Here is a 13,710-nt window from a genome sequence, read left to right on the forward strand (position 1 = left end):
TCTCCGAAAACTGGTGGGCCCAGGACCCGCCAATCGCGCGCCGATTGCCGCAATTTGTCCGCCAGGTGCCGGTTGTCGAATCGAGGTCGCACTCATGAACAGGCAAAGCTCACGCATTGACACTCGGGACAATCATGACGGCCCGTTCCGGACACACGCCGTCCGGCCGGGAACAGCCGGCCCGGAATTACGACTCGTTCTGGCTCGTTCGGCGCGTAGCCAATTGGAGTTTCTCGCAGCCCGCAGGACAATCGACGCCGAAACTGTGCCGATGATCGAATTCGCAATCCGGTGGGCGCCTTTCGGCGGCGCGAATCCGGGCGATCTGCTCGTCACCTTCGGGATCGACCGCCGGCGATTCATGACGCTGATCGAGGAAGGGCTGTGGTTCCGCCGAACCGACGACTCCGAGGAGCGGCGGCTCGAGCAGAGATTATCGGACGCGCTCACCTCGGCATGGTGTGCGCAGGACGATGGCCCCACGGGGCGATGACAGCGGAACCTGTCGTGTCAGACACCGCGATGCTCGCTGGCCCAGGCCGCGATCTGGGCGCGTGAGGTGAAGCCGAGTTTGGTGAGGATATGTTCGACGTGTCCCTCGGCGGTGCGCTGCGAGATCACCAGCCGGGCCGCGATCTGCTTGTTGGTGAGTCCGCGCGTGACCAGTGCGGTGACCTCCCGCTCCCGTTTGGTCAGGACGGTTGCGGGTTCGCGAGTGGATGCCGAGGTATCGGTTCGCTCGCCGAGGGCGAAGGATGCGGCAGAGTCGACGGTCATCGCCGCACCTTCGCGCAGGGACGCTTGGAAAGCGTTGTCCCCGAGCGAGTCTCGAGCTACGTGGGCGCAATCGTCGTGGTGGACGAGCAATGCGGGAAAAGGAAATCCGGAACTTCCGGCGCGACCGAACAGCGAATCGGCGGCGCCCGTCAGCACCGCTGCCCGGCGATACCGCCGCTGCCCCGCGGCGACCCAGGCCAGCGTCTCCGTACAGGTCGCGGAGATCAGCGGATCGGCCATCAGCCGAGCCGATCGAATCCCCTCCGCGAGCAGGTCCCCCGCGCGATCCGGCTCGCCGCCGCGCCACGCGAGATACCCCGCCGCCCACAACGCCCACGCGCGCAGCATCGTTTCGCCGGCGGATCCGGTGATCGTGAGCACCCGCTCGAAGTACCCGGTCGCTTGCGACGTGTCGCCGAGCAGCGCATAGGACAATCCGAGCGAGATCAGGGCATCGAGCTGCAGGCTGAGCGCCCCGGATGCCTCGTAGACGGCGACGGCCCGGGCCACGAGATCGTGGGCGTGGTCCGGCTCGGGTGCGCCCGTCATGAGCACGAGACTTCCCTCGCCGTGCGCGAGCAGAGCGCCGATCACCGGGTGGGTGCCGCCCTCGGCCAGGCGCCTCAGTTGTGCCAGCTTGTCACCGGCATCGGCGACGTCACCTTGCAGCGCCGCCATCGAGCCCGCGGCAAACAGTGCTCTGGCCCGATCGACAGCGGGTGTGGCGCCGTCGGTACCGAGCAGCGCGCGAGCAGCCCAGCGGCGACCTTCGCCGGGCCGTCCCCGCATCACCCAGAACGGGAACAGGGCGGCGGTCATTCGCACCGCGTCGTCACATGATTCGGACACCGCGAACTCCAGGGCCTTGCGCAGATTCGGCAGGTCTCGCTCCAGCCGGGCGACCCACTGCAGTTGGTGCGGTCCGATCCACTCGGCCTCGGCCCGCAGGGCGAGTCGAAGACACCAATCATGGTGCCGCCGAGCCGAATCGGCGTGCTCGCCGCTCTCCTCGGCCCTGTCCCTGCCGTATTCCTGCACGGTTTCGAGCATCCGGAAGCGCACCGCCGAATCGACTTCCTCGCGGATGAGTATCGACTTGTCGACCAGCGCGGACAACGAGTCGAGTATTTCCGGCGGCGTCAGGTCGCCACCGGCCACCTGTTCAGCGGCGTCGAGCTCGAAACCGCCTGCGAATACCGACAATCGACGCCACAGCCGTTGTTCGTGCGGTGTGCACAGGTCATAACTCCAGCCGATGCACCAGGCCAGGGTCTGCTGACGCATCGGAGCGCCGCGACGTCCGCGAGTCAGCAGACCGTAACGGTCGTCGAGCCGCGACAGGATTTGTTCGGGCGACATCGTCCGCAGCCGAGCCGCGGCCAGTTCGATCGCCAGTGGAAGCCCGTCCAGCCGAGCGCATATCCGGGCGACGCAGGCCCTGGTGTCGGCGCCGATTTCGAAGCCGGGCACCACGGCGGCGGCTCGGTCGGCGAACAGGGCCACAGCGTCCTCCCGAGCAGCTCTGGGGGTCGACTCGAGTGCCGGGTCGGGAATCGGCAGGGGAGGCACCGCGAACACCGATTCGCCGCCTACGTCGAGACCCTCCCGGCTGGTCGCCAGAATCCGCACCCGGGGACAGGTTTTGAGCAGTGCTTCGGTCAACGTGCTGACGGCGTCGATCACCTGCTCACAGTTGTCGAGAAGCAGCAGCAGGTCGCGTGCGGACAAGTACCGGATCAACAGGTCGAATACGGGTCCGGCCGCCCGGGTTCGAAGGCCCACGGCTGTGGCGACGACATCGGCCAGTAGCGCCGGATCTCGCATATCGCCCAGTTCGACCAACCACACGCCGTCGCTGAAATCGGCTTTCACCGTGTGCGCGACGCGCAACGCGAGCCGCGATTTTCCGACTCCTCCGATTCCGGTCAATGTCACCAGACGTGACTTCGCCAGCAGATTCCCGACCTCGCCCACCTGACTGCGGCGGCCCACGAAACTGGTCAGCTCGGGAGGCAGGTTCCCGTCGCCGGTTGCTACCGCCGGCGATGCGGAATCGACGCCGGCGGTGGCATGTCCGGTCGCCACTTGTGCCGTCATGCGTTCCACTCCGATCCGGCGCCGCGAATGTCGTTGTGTCGCTGCGATCACCGGCAGGCGACGGCTGCCGGCGTACCGGCCGGATGGCGCCGCTCCGCGGCCATCGCGATGCGCCACAGCGTCAAAGTGGTACTCGCGCGGGCATATCCGGCGCTGCTGAGCGGGGGATAGCCGAGCTGGCGTTCGAGCCAATCGATGCGCTGGCGCATGGTCGAATGGTGCAGGTTCTGCAGGCGGGCGACCTCGCGGATGCTGCTGTGACTCAGGACGGCCTCGAGTGTGGCGACGACCCACGGCCGCTGGGCTTGCAGCTCGATCACCCGGCGGACGTCGGGCGCTTGCGCCGCCGCCTCCGCGTCGACGCTTTCCACGACGGTGGCGATGCAGCCGAGCTGCTCGTACCGCACGTGCGTGGGTTCGCCGGTGGTGAGTTCGACCGCGATGCGCAGTGCCGTGCGGGCGTGCTGCCATCCACGGTGGACCTCCGTGGCGGCGCAGGTGTGGATCCCGGCCGCGATATCGCGCGGGACCGTGTCCGGCGCAACGGATCCGGAGAAGAGGTTGATCTGATGCTCGTCGACGACGAGCCCCGGTGGCATCCGCCGTGCGTCGGCGGCATGGGTGACCACGACCGTGACGGTCGGCCCCACGCCGAGTCGGCGCAGTGCGTTGTCACGCTCGGCCGGAAGGACGGTCGAATCGCAGACGGTGCGCAGGGCGGCGACGACCGGGGAGGTGTCGCGAGACTTCTTGACCGCGTGCAGGCTACGGGCGAATCGCTCGAGGATCAGATGGTCCAGCGGCCAGGGCGATTCCTGCCGGTCGAGCCAGACCGTGATTCCCTCGAATCGCTGCACCTGGCGTAACGCCGTCGCGCTACCCGCATCGGCGAGGGTTCGACCGGCCGCGTCCACGCCCACCCGAAGGCCGCGTTCCGGATCTTCCAGCCCCGCAGGGCAATCGGCCAGGACCGCGGCGGCCCGGAGCATGGCCAGTGCCGATGATTTCTGGTCGACCAGCGCGTCGAAATGCTGGACTACCCGCAGCGCTTCGGCCGCGCCGCCGTCGATCGTATTGAGCTTGACTATCCACTCCCGCACGAACGGACTCCTCGATCTTCACGCACAAGGCTCGGGCTCGTGCCATCGGTGCCGGGACTCACGGGTGCTGCTTCCGGGTCGGCCGTGGGGAACAAGCCCGCGACGGCGGCGACGACCGCGGCCCGGCGTGCCGCGTCGGAAGGATCGCGAACCTGCCCTTCGGCGAGTTCGACGAGATCGGGCTGCCAGGCCCAGGCCAGTGCGATCTGCGTGACGATCACCATGATGTCGATCGGATCCCACGCCGGATCGAGATGCCCGGCCAGCTGCGCATTCTGTATCTGCTCGACGCTACCGCGCACGGTCTGCCGTACGGACTCTTGGAAAGGGTCCGCGGCGGTGGCCACGTCGGGTGTGTCCAACCTTCCCCATTGCAGCATCCGCAGATGGTCGGGATGGGCCATGAAGTAGTCGTGAACCCGTCCCGCGTAGCCGGGCAGATCGAGCGCGTCCATGTGGGTGGCCTCGGTCATCGCCGCCAGCTCGCGTTCCGCGACGAAACGGTAGAGCTGCTGCTTGCTGCGGAAGTACGCGTAGAGCCGCTCTTTGCTCGTCTTCGCCGCGCGGGCGATGCGATCTATGCGAGCCCCTGCCACTCCGTATTGGGCGAACTCGGACACCGCGGCCGTGACGATGCGGTCGCGAGTGGTATCTGCGTCGGGAGAAGTGGCCACTGTCACAGTCTACCAAACCAAACTGTTTGGTGTGACATTTCGGGGCTGACTTTCGGGTCCACCACACGCGGGTGATGGACCCGAGAGCCGGCTGAAGCCCGGACTGTGACCGTATTCGGTTACCGCTGCTCAGTGGTTGGAGTCGGCGGCGTGTGCGGCGGCGCGGTCCAGGCGCGGCCTGGGGGTGGGGACGGTGTCCGCGAGCCGGCTCACACCCGGGATGTCGCCGAAGTCGGGGCCGAGGATGTCGGTCATGGCCTTGGCGAAGGTGGTGTCCATGTACATCCGTTCCCCGGCGATCTTGTCGCCCGCGAAGTCCATGGCGACGAAATATTGGCCGGTGACCCGGCCATCCGGGGTGTCGATGTAGACGTAGGCCTCGCGGGCGAGGCTGGTCGGCGAGGTGGCGTGGACGCGTTTGTCGGCCCAGAGGTTGTAGACGTCGCCGCCGTGGAGAAGCCGGCGGTAGGTTTCGCGGACGGCTTCCTGTCCTTCGATGCGCCAGCCGAGGGCGGGGAGTTCGTAGACGGGGTTGTCGACGAGGGTGGCCATGGTGGCGTCGAGGTCGACGTTGAACTCGGCCATTTCGTGGATGGCGAGCAATTCTTCCATCTGCGCCAGACTCAACTTGTTTTCCATTGTGTTCGTCCTCTTCTTTGAGGTTGTCACCGTGCAGACCGTCTGCGCGGTGCCGGAAAATGTCGTGCTCGGCGGCGCCTCAGATGCGCACGATCGTCCGGCCCTTGACCGCACCCGTGAGGATCTGGCCGGCGACCGCGGGAATGCCGTTCAAGTCGACTTCGTGGGAGATGCTCTCCAGCAGGTTCTTCGGTTTGAGGTCCGTGCCCAGGCGCAGCCAGACCGCGGCACGCACGTCCTCCGGGCACATGACGGAGTCGATACCCAGAAGGTTGACGCCACGCAGGATGAAGGGCAGCACGGTGGTGCTCACCGCCGGGCCGCCGGTGAGTCCGCAGTTCGCCACCGAGCCGCCGTAGCGGGTGGTGCGCAACAGGTAGGCGAGCGTGTCACCGCCCACCGGATCCACCGCACCGGCCCACAGTTCCGCCTCCAGCGGGTGCGGCACCTGCGCGGAAACCGCTTCGCGGCTGAGGATTTCGCTCGCGCCCAATTCCTCGAGGTAGCCGTGCTCGGCGGTCTTGCCGGTGCTCGCGACGACTTCGTAGCCGAGGCCGGCGAGCATGCTCACCGCGGTGCTGCCCACGCCGCCGGTGGCCCCGGTGACGAGCACGCGGCCGGTGCCGGGCCGCAGGCCGTTCTGCTCGAGCCGCTGGATCGACAGGGCCGCCGTAAATCCGGCGGTGCCCAGTGCCATCGCCTCTTTCAGGCTCAATCCCTGGGGGAGCGGCTCGAGCCAATCACCGGACAGGCGCGCGTATTCGGCGTAGCCGCCCCAGTGATCGGTGCCCAGGCCGCGGCCGATGGCGATCACTTCCTGGCCGACGGCGAAGCGCGGGTCGCTCGATTCGGCGACGGTGCCCGCGATATCGATGCCCGGCACCATCGGATACGAGGTCACCACGGGGCTCTCCGGCAGGCAGGCGAGGCCGTCCTTGTAGTTGACGCTGGAGTACTGCACGCGCACGGTGACATTCCCGGCGGGCAGGTCATCGAGCGTGAGCTGCTGTACACCGGCACTGAACCCGGCTTCGCTCTTGTTGACAACGAAAGCGTTGAAGGACTGGGACATGACACCTTCCTGGATCGGGCACTCGGTGACGCACGCTGCGGCCACCGGGCCGCCGGCGAGATCGGTCACGGGCGAACGTTCCCCTGATCAGTAGCTGCAACGGGAACCGGACCGGCAACCCGGTGCGTAGATAGATTGATCTACTCCGCCGAGAGTAGCGTCGCTACTTCCGTCGCGTCAACAACGCGGCGCCATCGCGGTGCCACATCCCCACGGTGGCTTCGCCTCGCATGATCGAAACATGTTGCCGCTCAGGCAAATGCGGGCGCGAACGGCGGGTGGGGTCGGGTGTACGGGCGTTTGGTGCGATATACCGCTGGAGTGGGAAATGTCTGCGCTGTCGACGGGACTCCTTCCGTGGATGCTTCTGTCCGGCGCGGCAGCGTGCGGCGTTGACGCAACGGGGGCACAGCACCTAGTGTCAAGCCACTAGATCGTTCTATTTTAGTGTTGTTGTGGGCGCTCCCGCTAAATGCGGCCCTCGTCCGTGAGGTCCGCAGCGGGGTACGGCGGTGATGAATTGCCGGAGCAGCGTGCTGCGAGTGAAAGGGAGCCGAATGCGATCGTGCGGCAAGTGTGCCTCGACAAGGGGAGCCGGGGTGTGAGTACCGATATCGATGCGGAGCGCGTGGCGGCAGCCGCACGCGCCGTGGTGCGCGAGCACGATCCCCGTTCCGTCCCTGCATCCGAATTCCTCGGCGCCCGTTTCGATGCGGGCTTGTCGTGGGTGCATTTTCCCGAGGGGCTCGGAGGTCTGGGCGTCTCGCGCGGCCTGCAGGCAGTAGCGGATGCGATCTTTCACGAGGCGGGAGCTCCCGTTCCGTACAGTCTGAATCCGATCGGCTACGGCATGGCCGCACCGACTCTGCAGGAGCATGCCCGGAGCGACGAGCTGAAGCGACAGTGGTTGCGCCCGTTGGCGAACCTCGACGACATCTGGTGCCAGCTGTTCTCCGAGCCGGGAGCCGGATCCGATCTGGCCGGGCTGGCCACCTCGGCCGTCCGCGACGGTGACGAGTGGGTGGTGAACGGGCAGAAGGTGTGGACCACTCTTGCCCACCGCGCGAGTTGGGCGTTGCTGATCGCGCGGACCGATCCGGATGTGGCCAAGCACAAGGGCCTGACCTATTTCGTCGTCGATATGCGCGCTCCCGGTGTCGATGTCCGACCGTTGCGGCAGATGACCGGCGATGCGGAGTTCAATGAGGTGTATCTCACCGATGTCCGTATTCCGGACGCGCATCGGCTCGGAGCGGTCGGGGACGGCTGGCGGGTGGCGATGACCACCCTGATGAACGAGCGCAGTTCGATCGGCGCGAGCGGCACCCGTCGCGGCGACGGCACGATCGCCGACGCCGTCGCACTGTGGACGCAGCGTCCCGATCTGCGCACCGCGGTGCGGCGGGATCGATTGGCGCAGTTGTGGTTGCGATCGGAAGCGCAGCGGCTCACCTCGGAGCGTTCTCGCGCCACGGCGACCGTTCACGGTCCCGGCCCCGAGGGCTCGATCGGCAAACTCGTCGGCGCCGAGTTGAACCAGCGGGTCTATGAGTTCTGCATGGATCTGCTCGGCCCGGAAGGGCTCCTCTACGGCGACTACGCGATGCGCCGGGTCGATACCGCCGAGGACTATCCCGACGTGCAGCAGCGTTTCCTGCGCTCCCGCGCCAACACCATCGAGGGCGGCACCTCCGAGGTGCTGCGCAACATCCTCGGCGAGCGGATCCTGGGCCTGCCGGGTGACCTGCGCGCCGATTCCGGACGACCCTGGCGTGAGGTGCCCCGTGGCTGACAACACCGAATTCGCGTTCACGCGCGAGCAGCAGGAATTGCGCGCCGCCGTGCGCGGCTTCTGTGCCGACCATTCCGACGAGGCCACCGTGCGGCGGCTGATGGAGTCCACGCCCGCCTTCGACCAGAAGGCCTGGCTGCGACTGGGATCCGAGTTGGGCGTACTCGGACTCGGTGTGCCGGAGGAACTCGACGGCTCGGGTGGCGGCATCGTCGATGCCGCGATCGCCATCGAGGAATTGGGTTCGGCCCTGTTCTGCGGGCCCGTCTTCGGCACGCTCATGTTGTCGATTCCCGCGCTCGCCGCGGCACCGGACACGCCGGTGCGTACCGAGATTCTGGGGCCACTCGTCGCGGGTGTCCGGACCGCTGCTTTCGCCGTCCCGGATCGAGCGGGCCGTTTCGCCGCGGACGCGGTGACCTTGCGCGCCAACGGATCCGGTGACATCTGGACGGTGTCCGGAACCGTCGAGCGGGTCGTCGACGCGGGTGCGGCGGACGACCTGCTCGTCGCCGCGAACGTCCCGGATGGGGTGGCGCTGTTCGTCGTCGACGCCACCGGATTCGGCGTGGAGCGGATCGCGTTGTCCACGATGGACTCGACCCGGCCGCAGGCCACCGTTCACCTCGCCGCCGCCGCGGCCCGGCTGCTGGCGGGTCCGGACGAGGCGGCTCGGATCTGCGAGCGTGCGCTGCAGGTCGGCGCGGTGCTGCTGGCGGCCGAGCAGGTGGGCGGCGCCCAGCGCATGCTCGATCTGAGCGTGTCCTATGCCGGGGAGCGGCTGCAGTTCGGCCGGGCCATCGGGTCGTTCCAAGCGGTCAAACACCGCCTCGCCGATATGCTCGTCGACCAGGAACACGCCCGCTCCGCCGCCTACCACGGCGCATGGGCGCTGCAGGACGGCACTGACGATCCCGTCGTCGCGGCGTCTATCGCCCAGGCGGTCTGCTCCGCCGCCTACACCCGCATCGCGGCCGATGCGGTCCAGGTGCACGGCGGTATCGGATTCACGTGGGAACACCGGGCGCACTTGTATTTCAAGCGCGCCTTCACCGACGCCGCCCTCCTCGGCAGCGCCGAGGACCATCGCGACCGGATCGCCGAACTCGTGCTCGACACACGCAACGGTGACTACGAAGTCGCGGTCGCGACAGGGCGAGGCTGACCGGTGCCGATCGATGTACAGGCAGCCCTCGCGCTGTCGTTCGACCCGATCACCGTGGACGTCGAACGCGGCCGACTTCGCTTGTTCGCCAAGGCCATCGGCGAAACGAGCCCGATCTACACCGTCGTGGACGCGGCTCGGCAGGCGGGTCATCCCGATCTGCCGGTGCCGCCCACGTTCTTCTACAGCCTGGAGCTGGAGACTCCCGACCCGTTCGGATATCTCGCCGCACTCGGCGTGGACCTGCGCCGGGTACTGCACGGTGAGCAGTCGTTCGCCTACCACCGTCCGGCTCACGCGGGGGACACGCTGACCCTGCGGCCCCGCATCGTCGACGTCTACAGCAAGAAGGGCGGCGCGCTGGACTTCCTGGTCAAGCAGACCAGCATCAGCCGCGGTGCCGAACCGGTCGCCGAGGCGACCAGCGTCCTCGTCGTCCGCAACCCGGAGGTAGCGAAATGACCTCGGCGACAGAGCTTTCGGCAGGCGACGAACTGCCCGCGCTCGAGGTCGAACCGATTTCGCGAGCCACCCTGGCGCTGTTCGCCGGCGCATCCGGCGACCACAACCCGATCCACATCGATCTCGACGTGGCCCGATCCGCCGGCCGCGACGACGTATTCGCCCACGGCATGTTGTCCATGGCCTATCTGGGGCGGCTGCTGACCGATCGGTTTCCGCAGGAACGCATCCGGTCCTGGCAGGTGCGGTTCGCGGCGATCACCCCTGTGCACGGCCGGCCGATCTGCACCGCGAACGTCGTCTCGGTGGCGGACGGTCTGGCCACGCTCGAGCTGACGGTCGCGTTGGAAGACGGAACCCCCACTCTGATCGGCGACGCCGTCGTCGCTCTGCACTGAAAGGATCTGCTGCACAATGGGAAAGCTCGACGGCAAGGTCGCCCTCGTCTCCGGCTCCGGACGCGGTATCGGTCGCGAGATCGCGCTGAAGCTGGCCACCGACGGCGCCGCAGTGGTGGTCAACGACCTGGATGCCGAACCGGCGAAGGAGACGGTCGCCGCGGTCGAGGCCGCCGGGGGCAGGGCGGTGGCCTGTGTCGGCAGCGTGACCGACGAGGATTTCGCCGAACGCTTCGTGCACACGGCGACCGACACCTACGGCGGCCTGGACATCATCGTCAACAACGCCGGGTACACGTGGGACAGCGTCATCCAGAAGATGACCGACGAGCAGTGGGACGCCATTCTCGACGTCCACCTGAAAGCACCGTTCCGGATTCTGCGCGCCGCGCAGCCGGTGATCTCCTCCGCGGTGAAGCAGGCCCGGCAGGCCGGTGCGGACGTGCCCTGCCGCAAGGTCGTCAACATCTCCTCGCTCGCCGGGGTGGGCGGCAATGCGGGACAGGCCAACTACGCCGCCGCCAAGGCCGGTGTCACCGGGCTGACCAAGACTCTCGCCAAGGAGTGGGGCCGCTACAACGTCACGGTCAACAGCGTCGCCTTCGGCCTGATCAAGACACGGCTGACCGAGGCGCCGGCCGGCGGCGACGCGACGATCGATATGGCGGGCAACCGGATCAAGGTCGGCGTCAATCCCGACGTGCTGTCGGCGATGGAGAGCGGCATCCCGCTCGGCCGGGCCGGCACTCCGCAGGACGCCGCCGGTTCGGTGTATCTGCTGTGCATTCCGGAATCGGACTACGTCAGCGGGCAGACCCTGGTCTGCGGCGGCGGATTCATGATGTGACGGCGCCGTCGCGAGCCGTTACGGAGGAGAGAACCGTTGGGACACAAGACTACTCAGATCCGACTCACCAGCCGCCCCGTCGGTGAGCCGCGCGACAGCGACTTCGAGGTCGGCACCGCCGAACTTTCCGAACTGATCGACGGACAGGTGCTGCTGCGCACGATCTACCTGTCGCTGGACCCGTATATGCGGGGCCGGATGAGCGCGGCCGAATCCTATGCCGAGCCGGTCGAACTCGGTGCGGTCATGATCGGCGGCACAGTCTGCGAGGTGCTCGAATCTCGCTCGCCGAACCGGGCGCCGGGCGATCTGGTGCTGGCGTTCACCGGCTGGCAGACCCATGCTGTCGTGCCGGCCAGGCAGACCCGGCGCCTCGACCCGGCCGAGGCGCCGATTTCCACGGCCCTCGGTGTGCTGGGCATGCCGGGGCTGACCGCGTACGCGGGCCTGCTGGATATCGGAAAGCCGGAGCCGGGACAGACCGTGGCGGTGGCCGCCGCGTCGGGACCGGTGGGTTCGGCCGTCGGCCAGATCGCGAAACTCAAAGGCGCGCGGGCGATCGGCATCGCGGGCGGGCCCGTGAAGTGCCGTGCGCTGATCGAGGAATTCGGCTTCGACGCGGCGATCGACCACCGCTCACCTACGTTTCGCGCCGACCTCGAGGCCGCCACCCCGGACGGGATCGACGTCTATTTCGAAAATGTCGGCGGCCCGGTCACCGAGGCCGTGGTCGGCAGGCTCAACCCGTTCGCGCGAATCCCGGTGTGTGGCGTGGTATCCGGCTACAACCGCACCGAGACATCGGCGGGCACCGACCGGCTGGATCTGTCCGCAGTCCTGTGGCAGATCCTGACCCGGAGCCTGTCCGTCCGAGGCTTCATCGTCGAAGAGTTCGTCCCCACTCGGCAAGCGGACTTCCTCCGCGATATGGCGGGCTGGGTCGCGCAAGGGTCGGTCCGCTACCGTGAGGACATCGTCGATGGTCTCGAGCGTGCGCCGGAGGCGTTCCGTGGTCTGCTGGCCGGACGGAATTTCGGCAAGCTGCTCGTTCGAGTCGGGGAGGATCCGACGCGCGACTGAAGGCCGCGGTGGGCCTGGCTGAGCGGATCATCCGGATGTCGGCCCGACCCTATGGGCCGAATCCCACATCAACGCTCATCACCCGCAGGAGGCGAACTTTTGTGAATACTGAATATGGCCCATGCCCACCCATCGACGCCGAGGTGGCGAGGGCGCTCCGCCAGATCGAACAGTTGGTGCCTCGCGTTGCACCGGACACGCTGGCGCAGGTTCGGTCGATCGTGGCGGACGGCATTCCGGGAGCGCCGACGCCTGACTTCACCGCAGGTGGGGCCGTGGTCGTCGAGGAGTCGGTGGTGCCCGGCCCAGCGGGGGCACCGGACGTTCCGGTGGTCGTCCTGCGTCCGGCCGAGGGCAGCGGGCCATGGCCCGCGATCTACAACATCCACGGCGGAGGCATGGTCGCGGGCACACCGCGCACGGCACTGGATCAATTGGTCGCGTACGTGCACGAGATCGGAGTCGTGGTCGTGTCGGTCGACTACCGTCTCGCGCCGGAGCACCCTGATCCCGCGCCTCTCGAAGACTGCTACGCGGGACTGTGCTGGCTGGCGGATCGTTCCGCAGACCTGCAGGTCGATCCGGCGCGCATCATGATCGCCGGTATCAGCGCAGGCGGAGGCCTGGCCGCGGGGACCGCGCTGCTCGCTCGTGACCGTGGCGGACCGGCACTGACTCATCAGATCCTCAGCGCGCCGATGCTCGACGACAGGCTTCGGACTCCGAGTGCGCAGATGTTGCTGCGTGAAGGCGTATGGGACCGTGCGGAGAACGAATACGGCTGGACCTCGCTGCTCGGCGACCGCAGAGGGGGACCGGATGTCTCCCCGTACTCGGCACCCGCGCGGGCGGAAGACCTCGCGGGGTTGCCGAGAACCTTCATCGACGTCGGATCGGTGGAGACCTTCCGTGACGAAGTCATCGATTACGCGACGCGGCTGTCGCGGGCGGGTGTATCGGTCGACCTCCACGTGTGGGGAGGTGGTGTGCACGGTTTCGACCTTTCGGTGCCCGGGGCCGCGATCAGCCGGGCGGCCCTCTCGGCGCGCGACGCGTTCATCCGAACCGCACTCGGATCGCGGCCGCACAATGCGGTGGTGACGAAATGAGTACCTATGCCGTCACGGGAGCCGCATCCGGGATGGGGCAACAAGCGGCGGCGAAGCTGCGCCGAGCCGGCCACACCGGCTCTTCCGCAGTGCGGCGTCCCCGGTGATCTACGGCGCAGCCAAGACCGCGGTCAGTCTGTGGGTGCGTCAGAACGCAGTCCGGGCGGACTGGGCCGGTGCCGGAATCCGGCTCAACGCGATCGCCCCCGGCGCGATCCGCACGCCGATGCTCGAGGACTTGATGACCACCGAGGCGGAGCGCAAGCGGATCGAAGCCGTGCCGGCGCCGATCGGTGGTCTGGGGGACGCATCGCAGATCGGCGACTGGGTCGTGTTCATGCTGTCGGACGCGGCCGACTATCTGGTGGGAACCACAGTCTTCGTGGACGGCGGTTCCGACGCCTATTTCCGTCCGACGGCCTGGCCGAAGGCGGTGCCGATGTGGGACCTCGTCGGGTATTTCCGGCGACTGCGCGCCTTCGGTAACGACCGATGAAT

Annotated in this window: 14 protein-coding genes; 9 read left to right on the top strand and 5 right to left on the bottom strand. The window is 67.7% G+C overall.

What is annotated here, in order from left to right:
• Positions 1 to 271: 271 nt before the first annotated feature.
• Positions 272 to 493 (top strand): hypothetical protein, encoded by a 222-nt coding sequence (locus ON23_RS34570; RefSeq protein ID WP_051043752.1) that lies wholly within the window; start codon positions 272 to 274, stop codon positions 491 to 493.
• A gap of 17 nt (positions 494 to 510) precedes the next feature.
• On the opposite strand, the gene ON23_RS34575 is transcribed toward ON23_RS34570, so the two are convergent.
• The 5 genes from ON23_RS34575 to ON23_RS34595 all read right to left on the bottom strand — a co-directional run bounded on the left by ON23_RS34575 (position 511) and on the right by ON23_RS34595 (position 6,359).
• Positions 511 to 2,874, bottom strand: a complete 2,364-nt coding sequence (locus ON23_RS34575; protein WP_157170380.1) for an ATP-binding protein — start codon at positions 2,872 to 2,874, stop codon at positions 511 to 513.
• A 47-nt stretch (positions 2,875 to 2,921) separates the two neighbouring features.
• Complete coding sequence (locus tag ON23_RS38370; protein ID WP_039783976.1) at positions 2,922 to 3,974, bottom strand: helix-turn-helix domain-containing protein; 1,053 nt, start codon at positions 3,972 to 3,974, stop codon at positions 2,922 to 2,924.
• A complete protein-coding gene (locus ON23_RS34585; RefSeq protein WP_039783977.1) occupies positions 3,959 to 4,648 on the bottom strand; it encodes a TetR/AcrR family transcriptional regulator in 690 nt (229 codons plus the stop codon). The genes ON23_RS38370 and ON23_RS34585 overlap by 16 nt, the downstream gene beginning before the upstream one ends.
• A gap of 129 nt (positions 4,649 to 4,777) precedes the next feature.
• Positions 4,778 to 5,287, bottom strand: a complete 510-nt coding sequence (locus ON23_RS34590; RefSeq protein WP_039783978.1) for a nuclear transport factor 2-like protein — start codon at positions 5,285 to 5,287, stop codon at positions 4,778 to 4,780.
• 79 nt (positions 5,288 to 5,366) lie between these two features.
• Positions 5,367 to 6,359: an oxidoreductase gene (locus ON23_RS34595; RefSeq protein ID WP_039784092.1), complete on the bottom strand. Its 993-nt coding sequence runs from the start codon at positions 6,357 to 6,359 to the stop codon at positions 5,367 to 5,369.
• A gap of 601 nt (positions 6,360 to 6,960) precedes the next feature.
• Between ON23_RS34595 and ON23_RS34600 the strand changes: the two genes are divergently transcribed.
• The 8 genes from ON23_RS34600 (at position 6,961) to ON23_RS34635 (ending at position 13,708) form a co-directional block, all read left to right on the top strand.
• Complete coding sequence (locus ON23_RS34600) at positions 6,961 to 8,151, top strand: acyl-CoA dehydrogenase family protein (RefSeq protein ID WP_039783979.1); 1,191 nt, start codon at positions 6,961 to 6,963, stop codon at positions 8,149 to 8,151.
• The gene (locus ON23_RS34605) at positions 8,144 to 9,316 is read left to right on the top strand and encodes an acyl-CoA dehydrogenase family protein (RefSeq protein ID WP_039783980.1); all 1,173 of its coding nucleotides are present in this window, start codon (positions 8,144 to 8,146) and stop codon (positions 9,314 to 9,316) included. Before ON23_RS34600 ends, ON23_RS34605 begins: the two co-directional genes overlap by 8 nt.
• Before the next feature lie 3 nt (positions 9,317 to 9,319).
• Positions 9,320 to 9,778 (top strand): MaoC family dehydratase N-terminal domain-containing protein, encoded by a 459-nt coding sequence (locus ON23_RS34610; RefSeq protein ID WP_083904427.1) that lies wholly within the window; start codon positions 9,320 to 9,322, stop codon positions 9,776 to 9,778.
• Positions 9,775 to 10,176 carry a MaoC/PaaZ C-terminal domain-containing protein gene (locus ON23_RS34615; protein ID WP_039783981.1) on the top strand — a complete coding sequence of 134 codons (402 nt, stop codon included), beginning with the start codon at positions 9,775 to 9,777 and terminating at the stop codon, positions 10,174 to 10,176. The genes ON23_RS34610 and ON23_RS34615 overlap by 4 nt, the downstream gene beginning before the upstream one ends.
• A gap of 16 nt (positions 10,177 to 10,192) precedes the next feature.
• Complete coding sequence (locus ON23_RS34620; protein WP_039783982.1) at positions 10,193 to 11,023, top strand: SDR family NAD(P)-dependent oxidoreductase; 831 nt, start codon at positions 10,193 to 10,195, stop codon at positions 11,021 to 11,023.
• Between the two features lie 36 nt (positions 11,024 to 11,059).
• Entirely contained in the window at positions 11,060 to 12,103 is a 1,044-nt protein-coding gene (gene curA / locus ON23_RS34625; RefSeq protein WP_039783983.1) for an NADPH-dependent curcumin/dihydrocurcumin reductase, read from the top strand.
• A gap of 143 nt (positions 12,104 to 12,246) precedes the next feature.
• Positions 12,247 to 13,212: an alpha/beta hydrolase gene (locus tag ON23_RS34630; RefSeq protein WP_223273342.1), complete on the top strand. Its 966-nt coding sequence runs from the start codon at positions 12,247 to 12,249 to the stop codon at positions 13,210 to 13,212.
• A gap of 103 nt (positions 13,213 to 13,315) precedes the next feature.
• Positions 13,316 to 13,708, top strand: coding sequence for an SDR family oxidoreductase (locus ON23_RS34635; protein WP_051043755.1), 393 nt, complete (start codon positions 13,316 to 13,318; stop codon positions 13,706 to 13,708).
• Positions 13,709 to 13,710: the final 2 nt, after the last annotated feature.

The sequence above is a fragment of the Nocardia cerradoensis NBRC 101014 genome (assembly GCF_000308535.1).
Lineage (GTDB): Bacteria > Actinomycetota > Actinomycetes > Mycobacteriales > Mycobacteriaceae > Nocardia > Nocardia cerradoensis.